The 12,247-nt window shown below is 57.3% G+C and carries 11 protein-coding genes and 1 tRNA gene; 6 read left to right on the plus strand and 6 right to left on the minus strand.

What is annotated here, in order from left to right; all coding sequences use genetic code 11:
- Positions 1–17 precede the first annotated feature (17 nt).
- The 6 genes from SK54_RS07085 to SK54_RS07110 all read left to right on the plus strand — a co-directional run bounded on the left by SK54_RS07085 (position 18) and on the right by SK54_RS07110 (position 4,317).
- Positions 18–94 (plus strand) — tRNA-Arg (locus SK54_RS07085).
- Positions 95–211: 117 nt separating this feature from the next.
- Positions 212–778: a fructose-1-phosphate/6-phosphogluconate phosphatase gene (gene yqaB / locus SK54_RS07090; protein ID WP_015571665.1), complete on the plus strand. Its 567-nt coding sequence runs from the start codon at positions 212–214 to the stop codon at positions 776–778.
- On the plus strand, positions 775–1,203 hold the full coding sequence (locus SK54_RS07095; RefSeq protein WP_017692791.1) for a YqaA family protein: 429 nt from the start codon (positions 775–777) through the stop codon (positions 1,201–1,203). Before yqaB ends, SK54_RS07095 begins: the two co-directional genes overlap by 4 nt.
- Positions 1,204–1,286: 83 nt before the next feature.
- Positions 1,287–2,831, plus strand: coding sequence for a glutamate--cysteine ligase (gene gshA / locus SK54_RS07100; RefSeq protein ID WP_023304302.1), 1,545 nt, complete (start codon positions 1,287–1,289; stop codon positions 2,829–2,831).
- Positions 2,832–2,983: 152 nt separating this feature from the next.
- Entirely contained in the window at positions 2,984–3,499 is a 516-nt protein-coding gene (gene luxS / locus SK54_RS07105; RefSeq protein ID WP_017382778.1) for an S-ribosylhomocysteine lyase, read from the plus strand.
- A gap of 53 nt (positions 3,500–3,552) precedes the next feature.
- A complete protein-coding gene (locus SK54_RS07110; protein WP_003862181.1) occupies positions 3,553–4,317 on the plus strand; it encodes an AraC family transcriptional regulator in 765 nt (254 codons plus the stop codon).
- Here SK54_RS07110 and leuA read toward each other — a convergent pair.
- The 6 genes from leuA to proX form a co-directional block, all read right to left on the minus strand.
- Positions 4,304–5,959, minus strand: a complete 1,656-nt coding sequence (leuA, locus tag SK54_RS07115; RefSeq protein ID WP_017382777.1) for a 2-isopropylmalate synthase — start codon at positions 5,957–5,959, stop codon at positions 4,304–4,306. The two genes, SK54_RS07110 and leuA, sit on opposite strands and share 14 nt — an antisense overlap.
- A gap of 185 nt (positions 5,960–6,144) precedes the next feature.
- Positions 6,145–7,692 carry a multidrug efflux MFS transporter permease subunit EmrB gene (emrB, locus tag SK54_RS07120; RefSeq protein ID WP_006811709.1) on the minus strand — a complete coding sequence of 516 codons (1,548 nt, stop codon included), beginning with the start codon at positions 7,690–7,692 and terminating at the stop codon, positions 6,145–6,147.
- A gap of 16 nt (positions 7,693–7,708) precedes the next feature.
- Positions 7,709–8,881, minus strand: a complete 1,173-nt coding sequence (emrA, locus tag SK54_RS07125; protein WP_017382776.1) for a multidrug efflux MFS transporter periplasmic adaptor subunit EmrA — start codon at positions 8,879–8,881, stop codon at positions 7,709–7,711.
- Positions 8,882–9,011: 130 nt separating this feature from the next.
- Complete coding sequence (gene emrR, locus SK54_RS07130) at positions 9,012–9,542, minus strand: multidrug efflux transporter EmrAB transcriptional repressor EmrR (RefSeq protein WP_017694792.1); 531 nt, start codon at positions 9,540–9,542, stop codon at positions 9,012–9,014.
- A gap of 314 nt (positions 9,543–9,856) precedes the next feature.
- Positions 9,857–11,041, minus strand: coding sequence for an MFS transporter (locus SK54_RS07135; RefSeq protein WP_023304299.1), 1,185 nt, complete (start codon positions 11,039–11,041; stop codon positions 9,857–9,859).
- Between the two features lie 205 nt (positions 11,042–11,246).
- Positions 11,247–12,242 (minus strand): glycine betaine/L-proline ABC transporter substrate-binding protein ProX, encoded by a 996-nt coding sequence (gene proX, locus SK54_RS22465; RefSeq protein WP_017382774.1) that lies wholly within the window; start codon positions 12,240–12,242, stop codon positions 11,247–11,249.
- Positions 12,243–12,247: the final 5 nt, after the last annotated feature.

Genomic DNA, 12,247 nt, shown 5'->3' on the forward strand with positions numbered 1-12,247 from the left:
CAGCAGTAAATCCCGATGCATCCGTAGCTCAGCTGGATAGAGTACTCGGCTACGAACCGAGCGGTCGGAGGTTCGAATCCTCCCGGATGCACCATATTCTCCTCCTTTGTTTATTCCTTCGACGTTTCGTCAGCAATCACTCTCTCTGTCAGCGACAAAGATCCCCTTTTACGATAAAGTAATGCTTTGTTAATCGTTTAGCGAGAGCACGATGTACGCACAGTATGACGGTTTGATCTTCGACATGGACGGCACCCTCCTGGATACCGAACCCACGCATCGTCAGGCCTGGACCGAAGTCCTGGGCCGTTACGGTATGCGTTTCGATTTACAGGCGATGATTGCCCTCAATGGATCGCCCACCTGGCGTATCGCACAGGCCGTGATTGAGCTGAATCAGGCCGATCTCGACCCGCATCAGCTCGCGCGTGAAAAAACCGACGCGGTAAAAGCCATACTGTTAGACACCGTGCAGCCTTTACCACTCATTGACGTCGTCAAGGAGTGGCACGGGCGTCGTCCTATGTCTGTCGGTACGGGCAGCGAGAGCGCGATTGCTGAAGCGCTACTCAACCACCTTGGCCTGCGCCACTATTTTTCTGCCGTCGTTGCCGCCGATCATGTTAAACATCACAAACCCGCACCGGATACCTTCCTGCTCTGTGCAGAATTAATGGGTGTTCCACCTGCAAAATGCGTGGTGTTTGAAGATGCTGATTTTGGCATTCAGGCCGCGCGTGATGCCGGAATGGCGGCGGTGGACGTTCGCTTACTGTGAGTGACGCGCTGTCACTCGCTTCATTATTCGCCAGCAGTTTTTTAAGCTCCACCCTCTTACCGGGGAATTCGGAAGTGGTGCTGGTGGCGATGCTGTTGTCCGGTGTAAGTCAGCCCTGGTTGCTGGTCTTAATAGCAACAATGGGTAATAGCCTTGGAGGGCTGACTAACGTTATTCTTGGACGTTTCTTTCCGCTACGCGAAAAATCTCGCTGGCAGGAAAAGGCAGTCGGCTGGCTAAAACGCTATGGCGCTGCCACGCTGTTATTAAGCTGGATGCCTGTAATAGGCGATTTACTGTGTCTGCTGGCGGGATGGATGCGCATTTCCTGGGGACCGGTGCTCTTTTTTTTGTGCCTTGGCAAGGCGTTACGCTATGTTTTACTGGCATGGGTAACACTACAGGGTATGACGTGGTGGCACTAATTGGTGGAATGAATTCGCGACCTTCAATCGTCAACCATTACAATTATGCTGAGTGACAATTTTTTGACAGGCGGGAGGTCAAATTGATCCCGGACGTATCACAGGCGCTGGCCTGGCTGGAAAATCACCCTCAGGCACTGAAGGGTATTCAGCGTGGGCTTGAGCGCGAAACGCTGCGCGTAAATGCGGATGGTAGCTTAGCGACTACGGGACACCCGAAGGCGTTAGGCTCGGCGCTGACACATAAATGGATCACAACCGATTTCGCCGAAGCGCTGCTGGAGTTCATCACGCCAGTAGACGGTGATATTGATCATATGCTGACGATCATGCGCGACGTGCATCGCTTCACCGCCCGCAACCTCGGCGACGAGCGTATGTGGCCGCTCAGCATGCCGTGCTATATCGAGCAGGGGCAGGATATCGAGCTGGCGCAGTACGGCACCTCGAATATTGGTCGGCTGAAAACGCTGTATCGCGAAGGACTGAAAAATCGCTACGGCGCACTGATGCAGACGATCTCTGGCGTGCACTACAACTTTTCTCTGCCGATGGCGTTCTGGCAGGCGAAGTGCGGTGAAACGGATAAAGAAGCGATCTCCGCGGGTTACTTCCGCCTGATCCGCAACTACTACCGTTTTGGCTGGGTTATTCCGTATCTGTTCGGCGCGTCACCGGCCGTCTGTTCTTCGTTCCTGCAAGGGAAACCGACCACGCTGCCGTTCGAGAAGACCGAATGTGGCATGTATTACCTGCCGTATGCGACCTCCCTGCGCCTGAGCGACCTTGGCTATACCAATAAATCGCAAAGTAATCTCGGAATTACGTTTAACGATCTGCACGAATATGTGGCAGGCTTGAAGCGGGCGATAAAAACCCCGTCGGAAGAGTACGAAAAAATCGGCCTCGAAAAAGACGGTAAGCGCCTGCAAATTAACACTAACGTGTTGCAGATTGAAAATGAACTGTATGCGCCGATTCGTCCGAAGCGCGTGACGCGCAGCGGTGAAACGCCGTCGGATGCGCTACAGCGCGGCGGGATCGAATACATTGAAGTGCGCTCGCTGGATATCAACCCGTTCTCACCGATTGGCGTTGACGAGCAGCAGATTCGCTTCCTTGACCTGTTTATGGTCTGGTGCGTACTGGCGGATGCGCCGGAAATGAGTTCCGACGAACTGCTGTGTACCCGTGCCAACTGGAATCGCGTGATTCTGGAAGGGCGCAAGCCGGGTCTGACGTTAGGTATTGGCTGTGAAACGGCTCAGTTCCCACTGTCTAAGGTAGGGAAGGATCTGTTCCATGACCTGAAGCGCGTAGCCCAGACGCTGGACAGCGTGTACGGCGGCGAAGCTTACCAGAAGGTCTGCGACGAACTGGTTGAAAGCTTTGATAACCCGGAACTGACATTCTCAGCACGTATTCTGCGTTCTATGATTGAGCAGGGAATTGGTGGCACAGGGCGTTCACTCTCAGCGGAGTACCGTGAGATGCTGATGCAGGAGCCGTTAGAGATCCTGAGCGAAGCGGATTTTGTGACAGAGCGTGATGCGTCCGTTGTGCGTCAGAAAGAGGTCGAAGCGGCGGATACGGAGTCGTTTGAGGCGTTTCTGGCGAAGCAGGCCTGAACCAAAAAGAAAAAGGCCACATCGCTGTGGCCAAAATATACATCTCTGAATTCAGGGATGATGATAACAAATGCGCGTCTTTCATATACTCAGACGCGCATTCTGTAGAAGAGTTCAGTTTATTTTAAAAAAATCACTATCGGAGGTGACGTATGCCGTTATTAGATAGCTTTACTGTCGACCATACCCGTATGGAAGCACCAGCAGTCCGCGTGGCGAAGACCATGAACACGCCGCACGGCGACACGATCACCGTTTTCGACCTGCGCTTCTGCGTGCCCAATAAAGAAGTGATGCCAGAGAAAGGCATTCACACGCTGGAACACCTGTTCGCCGGATTCATGCGCGACCACCTGAACGGCAACGGCGTGGAGATCATCGATATCTCTCCGATGGGCTGCCGCACCGGTTTCTACATGAGCCTGATTGGTCAGCCTGATGAGAAACGCGTCGCGGATGCGTGGAAAGCGGCGATGGAAGACGTGCTGAAGGTGAAAGAGCAGAACCAGATCCCTGAGCTGAACGTTTACCAGTGCGGCACTTACCAGATGCACTCTCTGGAAGAAGCTCAGGAGATTGCCCGTCATATCATCGAACGTGATGTTCGTGTAAACAGCAATGACGAGCTGGCCCTGCCAAAAGAAAAACTTCAGGAACTGCACATTTAGTATCGTGCCTGTGGATGCCCGGTGGCGCTTCGCTGACCGGGCCTACAATCCTGATGACGACAACCACCACCTTCTCCTTTACCCATCGCCCGCTTGTGCCGTTTTCGCATGATTATGCTCATGGCGACAGCGAGCCGTGGCATCAGCACGACTGCGCGCAGCTCCTGCACAGCCTCACCGGCGTCGTGCGGGTCGATACCGCATCCGGCTGCTGGGTGGTGCCGCCCGGTCGCGGCGTCTGGCTACCTGCGGGTACGCAGCACGCCTTGCGCATCACCGGCAACGTTGCTGCCCGCACGCTGTTTATCGACCCGCTGGCGCGCGCCGATCTTCCGGCGACCTGCCAGATCGTGCAGATCTCGCCCCTGCTGCGCGAGCTGATCCTGACCTCCCTTACGCTTCCTGAATCTTACGCACCCGGAAGCCGCGATGAACGTGTTTATGAGCTGATCCTCGATGAAATTCGCCTCATGCCGGTACTGCCGTTTCACCTGCCCGAGCCGGAAAGCGAAGCGCTGCGCCACCTCTGCCAGCAGATTCGAATGGCCCCGGGAGAAAGCTGGAGCAGCGCCCAGGCCGCAGGTATTGTGGGGATGAGCGAACGCACGCTGAACCGCCATTTTCAGCAGCAGACAGGCCTGAGCTACGGCGAGTGGGTGAGAAGGGCGCGACTGCTGGAAGCCTTAGTGCGGCTGGCACAGGGCCAGCCGGTATTACGCGTGGCGCTGGATCTGGGGTATGGCAGCCACAGCGCCTTTACGGCAATGTTTCGCCGGGTAATGGGTCTCTCACCCAGCGATTACTTCAGGAACGACTGACCGCGTTAAAAAGCGCCTGAATCGACGCGCGTGCCACGTCGCTGTCGATGCCCACGCCCCAGCGGCTGGTCCCATCCTGGAACAGGCAGCGGATATAGGCCACCGAGCGGCTGTCGCTGCGTTCGCCTAACGTATGTTCGTGATAATCCTTGATCACAAACGGTGCGTTGATCCAGCGGCTTAAGCCGTGAGCGGCGGCGGAGAGCAAACCGTTTCCCTGGCCTTCCAGCTGGCGGGTGCCCCCTTGCGTGGCGACGCTTGCCGTCAGCCGCAGCTGGCCGTCCTGCTGGCTGTCGCTGCGGTACGATTGCAGCGCTAATGGCGGGCTCGCCACCAGGCCGTAGCGGGCGCGGAACAGCTGCCAGAGCGCATTCTGCGTCATCTCTTTTCCATGGTTATCCGTTTCCTGCTGCACGTGCTGGCTAAAATCCTGTTGCAGGGCGCGAGGCAATTTCAGGCCGTGGTTTTGCTCAATAAGCCAGGCGCTTCCGCTTTTTCCTGACTGGCTGTTCACGCGGATCACCGCTTCATAGGTACAGCCAATATCCTGCGGGTCGACGGGCAGATAGGGCATCTCCCAGCGTTCGCCAGGCTTACGGGCATCGAAACCTTTCTTGATGGCATCCTGGTGCGAGCCGGAGAAGGCGGTGTAAGCCAGACGACCCGCCCACGGATGGCGCGGATGGACGGGCAGCTGGTTGCAGGTTTCTACCGTTTCAACCACCCGATTCATATCACTGAAATCCAGATTCGGGCTAATGCCCTGGCTGTAGAGGTTCATCGCCAGCGTCACCAGGCAGACGTTGCCCGTGCGCTCACCGTTACCAAACAGGCAGCCCTCCACGCGGTCAGCCCCGGCCATGACGGCCAGCTCTGCGCTGGCGACGCCGGTACCGCGATCGTTATGCGGGTGCACGCTGATACAGACGTCACTGCGGCGGCTGAAGTGGCGGCAGAAATACTCGATCTGGTCGGCATAGACGTTCGGCGTGCTCACCTCGACGGTAGCGGGCAGGTTGACGATCATCGGACGCGCCGCGCACGGCTGCCAGATCTCCGCCACGGCTTCACAAATCTCCAGCGCAAACTCCGGTTCGGTAAAGCAGAAGGTTTCCGGGGAGTACTCGTACTGCCAGCGGGTGTCAGGGTTCTCTTCACACAGCTGACGAATCAGGCGCGTCGCGCGCGTCGCCAGCTCGACGATTTGCGCTTTCTCCATGCCGAATACCAGACGGCGGAACAGCGGGGCGGTGGCGTTATACAGGTGAACGGTGGCCTGCTTCGCGCCGCGCAGGGAGTCGAAAGTGCGACGGATAAGATCGTCCCGCGCCTGCGTTAACACCTGAATGGTGACGTCATCCGGGATGCGGTTCTCCTCAATCAGCTGACGCACAAAATTGAAGTCCGTCTGCGAGGCGGACGGGAAGGCGACTTCGATTTCTTTAAACCCGCAGCTCAGCAGCAGATCCCAGAATTGCAGCTTGCGCGCGCTGTCCATCGGCTCGGCCAGCGCCTGGTTACCGTCGCGTAAGTCGGTCGAGAGCCAGCGCGGGGCGCGGGTGATAATCTGCTCCGGCCAGCGGCGGTCGGGCAACGAAAGGGTGGGGTAAGGCTGGTATTTTTCGGCGGGTGTGTTCAGCATGGTGCGCTCCTGTTGTCTTTTCACTATCGTGAATCGATTTCAGGCGCGCTGCTTTATCGGAACTGACAATCGCTGTCGCGTTTTGGACAAGGGGGGCGATTGTTGCCCGGTGGCGCTGCGCTTACCGGGCCTACGATCGTAGGCCGGGTAAGGCGTAGCCGCCACCCGGCAACCCGTGCACAGGGCTAGTGCGCCCCACCGCCCCCGCTACCGGCCCCAAACGGTGGTTTGGCAAACCACACCAGCCCCAGCAGGACGATGAAGATCCCCGCCGATATCCAGAAAATCTCGTTTGCCGAGATAATCAGCCCCTGGTTGGTGATCTGCTGGGCAAGCCAGCCGGACGCCTGCTGCTCCGTCATCCCCATCCCCTCAAGCTGGCTATACATCTGCTGAGCGTTAGGGTTGAACGGGTTCACCGCTTCGGTGAGTTGAGCATGGTGCATCGATTCCCGGTTGGTCCACAGCGTGGTGGTGATCGAAGTCCCGATGGAGCCCGCCAGCGTACGGGTGAAGTTCGACAGGCTCGATGCCGCCGCCATCCGCTCAGGCGGTAAGCCGGAAAGCGTAATGGTGGTCAGCGGCATAAAGAAGCACGCTACGGCGAAGCCCTGAATAAACTGCGGCCACGCGGAGGCGCCAAAGTCCATTCCCGGTTCAAACGTATACGCGCGCCAGTAGAAGCACACGGCGTACATGATGAAGCTGAACGTCACCAGCCTGCGCATGTCGAGCTTATGGGCGAAACGGCCAATAATCGGCGACAGCAGAACCGGAATTAACCCCACCGGCGCGGAGGCCAGCCCCGCCCAGGTTGCGGTATAGCCGTACACCTCCTGCAACAGCTGCGGCAGCAGAACAATCGCGCCGAAGTAGAGCATATAGGCGAGACTGATACAGAGGCAGCCGATGGTGAAGTTTCGCGATTTAAACAGCGAGAGGTCGACTATCGGATTATCGTCCGTCAGCTCCCAGACAATCAGGAAGCTGATGGCCACCACGGCGACCACCGTCAGCACAATGATTTCCGTAGAGGCAAACCAGTCCAGCTCTTTGCCGCGGTCGAGCATGATTTGCAGGCTGCCGATGCCGACAACCAGCAGTGCCAGCCCGATGCCGTCGATCCGCCGCTGTTCGGTCCGCGTTTCGCGACCACGCAGAGACTGTAGCGTCATCAGCACCACCAGCGCACCGATGGGCACGTTGATGAAGAAGATCCAGCCCCAGTGATAGTTATCGCTGATATAGCCGCCGAGGATTGGCCCGCAAATTGGGGCGACGATCACCGTCATCGACCACAGCGCGAGCGCGATGGAGCGCTTGGCGGGCGGATAGTTGTTCAGCAGCAAACTCTGCGACAGCGGAATCAACGGCCCGGCGACAATCCCCTGGATGACGCGGAAGAAAATCAGCATCGTCAGGCTGCTGGACATGCCGCAGGCCCAGGAGGCCAGCACGAACAGGATCGTCGACCAGAGGAACAGCTTCACTTCACCGACGCGCTTCGCCAGCCAGCCGGTGATGGGAATGGAGATGGCGTTCGCCACCCCGAACGAGGTAATGACCCAGGTCCCCTGGCTCAGCGATGAGCCAAGGTTCCCGGCGATCGTAGGGATCGCCACGTTTGCGATGGTGGAGTCCAGCACCTGCATGAATGTCGCCAGCGACAGCGCAATGGTCATAATGACCAGCTGCGCCCCCTCCAGCGGTTTTTGCGGCTTTTGCTGTTGCATAACGCTCACCTTCGGCTTAACCGGCGTTTGCCTTCACGATGTCATCGATCAGCTTATTGACCGGATCGAGGCTAATTTCACGGGCGTTACTTTCATAAGCTGGCGTACTGCGCACCTGGCTTGCGAGGATCTGACCGTCGCGGTTGGCGGTATCGACCGTCACCAGCGTGGAAAGGCCAATTCGCAGCGGATGGTCTGCCAGCTGCTTAGGATCCAGCTCGATACGCACAGGCAAGCGCTGTACCACTTTGATCCAGTTGCCGGTGGCGTTCTGTGCAGGCAGCAGGCTGAACGCGCTGCCGGTCCCCATGTCCAGACCGACCACTTTTCCGGTGTACTTGACGTCATCGCCGTAAATATCGCTGACCACGGTCGCGGTCTGGCCGATACGCATATGCGCCAGCTGGGTCTCTTTGAAGTTCGCATCGACCCACAGATTGTTTGCCGGAACGACCGCCATCAGCGGCGTGGTGGTGCTAATCTGCGCCCCTGGCTGTACGGAACGACGGGAAACGTAGCCGGTCATCGGGCTGACGATTTTGGTACGTTGCAGGGCAAGCCATGCGTTACGCACTTCGGTCGCCGCCTGTTTCACCGCTGGCTGGTTTTCCAGAGAGGTACCCAGCACCATCGCCTGATTAGCGTTGTACTGTTGGATCGCCACGTCCAGTTGCGCCTGTGCGCTGGCCACCGCGTCGCGGGCGTGCTGCAACTCTTCACGGCCAATCAGGTTGGCGGTGCCGAGAGGAACACGACGATTGAGGTCGCTCTGCGCCTGAGCCAGGGCCGTTTTCTGCACGTCGATATTGGCCTGAAGCTGCTTGCTGTTGATCATCAGCTGGCGGGTCTGGCGAACGCTGGAGGCCAGCGCCGTCTGTGCTTTTTCAAACGCCTGTTGGGCGTCGGTCGGGTCGAGCGTGACCAGCACATCGCCTTTTTTCACAAAGTCGGTGTTATCAGCCCAGACTTTCGTCACGCTGCCTGACACCTGGGCCATGATTTGAACCTGATTCCCTGCCACGTATGCATCGTCTGTCTCTTCAACATGACGCAAGACTAAAAACCAATAGATCCCATATGCCACGGCAATAATAATAAAGAGCAAGGTCAGCAGAATAAGGGCGCTCTTACGTTTGCCCTTTTTGTTGGCCGGTTGCTGCGGGAGGGTGTTCTCCGCATTTGCGCTCATTGTTGTTCTCCACGATCTTTTTATTTTCACATCGGCTGAGCCGACCTGTTGTCAGAAAGGCCAGCAGTTTCACGTGCTGGCCTGTCAGTTTTTCTTTTTAGCAATCTGGAATGTTGAGCGGATCGTCGCGTTAGCGCAGCGCCTCAAGGATGACGCCGTCTTCATCCATCTGGTCCAGACGGGTGAGCAGCTTGCGAGTAATGTGCTCAAGCTGGTCGCGCTCGGCGGTGCTGAGGGCAGACCAGAGCTGGTGCAGGCAGTTGTGCTGCGGTGGCAGCACTTCGCGCAAGAATTCGTGACCTTTCTCGGTCAGTTGCAGATGCAGGCAGCGGCGATCGTTATCGCTTTCACGGCGTTCAATCCAGCCGCGCTTTTCCAGTTCATCCGCGATACGGGTCGCATTGGTACGGGATGACCCCAGCGCACAGCTCAGTTCCGACGGCTGAATGCTGTGATTTTCCTGAGACTCCAGCGTAATCAACGCCATAAACAACGTCTCGTTAATCCCCTGCGCTTTCAGCATCTTGTTACGATTTTCCAGCAGCTTACCCTGCATGTGCATGCACAGGCGGGTCAGCAGGATTTCCTGATACGGGAAGTCCTCATGACGACTGGCGCGGAACTTAAGCATTTGTTCAATGGGCGTAAACGAACTATCCATTTTGGGCATAACCTCATTAATTACAGCCGATATAGTAACGACAGTGACAAATAATGTAAATGAATTATTTGTGCGGTTATATCCGCCAAACGTATGTCACCATCAGAAAGCGCCGGGTAAATCCGTGACCCGGTGAGCACAGAGAGCGTGGGGTGTGTACCCGCGAAAGAGGGGATGTGAGGACAGGGGTCTGAACTATTCATGCCGGTAGTAAATATGTCACCCACAGTAAAATTTCTGGGATAAATGATTACCGTTACCTTAACAGATGCAGGCCCCCTTTACACCCCAGGGGGCCCAAAGCAATGTAAAACTTAGTGAATTGCTTCCTGACGGTGATAGCCGCGCCACCATACCAGCAGATTTATCGCCGCGACGATGGCGCCGATGGCGCATACGCCCGTCCAGCCCGCGTGCTGCCAGGCGGAGGCTGAGATTAGCGAGCCCGCCGCGCCGCCGATAAAGTAGCTGGTCATGTACCCGGCCGTCAGACGGTTACGGGCATCCGGCTTCACGCGGTAAATCACGGTCTGGTTGGTGATATGTACACCCTGCACGGTGAGGTCGAGCACCAGAATACCGACAATCAGCGCCAGCACGGAGACATGTCCGTACCAGATGGCCGCCCAGGAGAGCAGGAGTAAAACCAGCCCTGCGGAGGTGGTCATATGAGATTTGCCTTTGTCGGCCAGCCCACCCGCCGGGCGCGCGCCCAGTGCGCCAGCCGCGCCTGCCAGCCCGAAAAGGCCAATCACGCCTTCTGAGTAGTTAAACGGCGGTGCGGCGAGCAGAAACGCCATCGACGTCCATAAGATGCTGAAGTTAGCGAAGGTGAGACACCCCAGAATGGCGCGCGTGCGCAGGAGTTTATCCCGGGTAAAGAGGCTGAAAACGGAGGCGAGGAGCTGCGGATAGTTCAGGTGATTTTCCTGCTTCACCCTTGGCAGGCCGCGCCACAGGGCCAGCGCCATGATAACCATCAGCACGCTCGCCACCCAGTAAACGGTGCGCCAGCCGCCGAGGCTCGCCAGCAGCCCGGCAACGGTTCGCGCCAGCAGGATGCCCAGCAGCAGGCCGCTCATGATAGTGCCGACCACTTTGCCGCGTTTTTCCGGGGAAGCCAGCGTCGCGGCGAGGGGAACCAGAATTTGCGCCACCACCGAGAACAGCCCCGTCAGCGCGGTGCCGATAATCATCATCGTTAACGACTGGCTGCTGGCGGTGATCAACATCCCGCCCGCCGCCAGCAGCGTCATGGAGACGATAAGCATCCGGCGCTCAAACATATCGCCTAATGGCACCAGGAACAGCAGCCCGGCCGCATAGCCGAGCTGTGCGGCGGTGACAATAAACCCGGCGGAGCTGGCTGAAAGATCGAAGGCGCGTGCGATGGTGTCGAGCAGTGGTTGTGCGTAATAGTTGCTGGCGACGGCCAGACCCGTTGCCACGGACATTAAAAGGATGAGTGCGGGGCTAAGCCCTTGAGTTGTTTTTGTCATTAGTTTCAGGAATCGTGAGTTAAGTGATTATTTTTCCGGAAACATAATAACCAATGATGGTGAATGTTGGGGAATTGTTACGTGGTGGATTGTGCGGTTAAGGTTGGGGGCGGTTTGATCCCCTCACCCCGACCCTCTCCCAGGGGGAGAGGGTGGTCATCGTTCCCTCTTCCCCTGGGAGAGGGTTAGGGTGAGGGAAAATGTTTTACTTCTGCGCCTCAAGCGCCTCTTTCACCCACCCATCGAACTGCTGCTGGTGGGCTTTGATCCAGCCATCCACGTGGCCTTTGATATCAGCTTCGGATGATTTACCCGCGTGCATCATCGCGTTCTGGGCGTTAATGTCTGCCAGCGGCAGTTTCATCACCGAGAACAGCTTCGCCGCCGCCGGGTTTTTCTCGGCCCAGGCTTTGTTCGCCACAATATGCATGGTGTTCACCGGGAAGCCATAGTTCATGCCGTTTGGCAGTTTGGTGTCGATATCTTTCTGCTCGCCTGGCAGGGAGGAGAAGGGCACCTGCAACCACACCACGTCTTTGCCCGGCTTCAGCACGTCGCTCACCCAGTACGGCGTCCAGGTGTAGTAGATCACCGGCTTGCCTTCTTTAAAGCGGGCGATGGTGTCGGCCATCATCGCAGAGTAATTGCCGTGGCTCACGTCGACGGTCTTCGCCAGATCGAAGGCTTTGTTCTGGTGGTTAATCACCGCTTCACAGCCCCAGCCCGGCGAACAGCCCATCATGTCGGCTTTACCGTCACCGTTGGTATCAAACAGTTTTGCGATCTTCGGATCTTTCAGCTGTTCAATATTGGTGATGTGATATTTATCGGCGGTTTTCTTGTCGATCAGATATCCCTGCGCAGCGCCGGTCACAAAGGTGCCTTCGCGGTAGAATTTCTTGTCACCGCCTGCGGCGGCATACATGTCGTCGTGCAGCGGCTGCCAGTTCACGGCGGTAAAGGTGGCGTCACCGGAGGCAATGGAGGTATAGCCCACGTTGTAATCCACTTCGCTGGCGGTATTCACCGTATAGCCCAGTTTCTCCAGCGCACGGCTGACAATCTGGGTCTGGAAGGACTCTTCCGAAATGGTGCTCTGCACCGGCTGCACGGTAATGCCTTTGCCCGGCAGGTCAGCGGCAACTGCGCTGGTGGAGACAAGGGTCGCAAACGCTGTGGCAAAAAGTACGTTATGTCGCATCGTTG

Origin of the sequence: Enterobacter sp. MGH120, assembly GCF_001037725.1 — a bacterium.
Classification (GTDB): domain Bacteria; phylum Pseudomonadota; class Gammaproteobacteria; order Enterobacterales; family Enterobacteriaceae; genus Enterobacter; species Enterobacter hormaechei_C.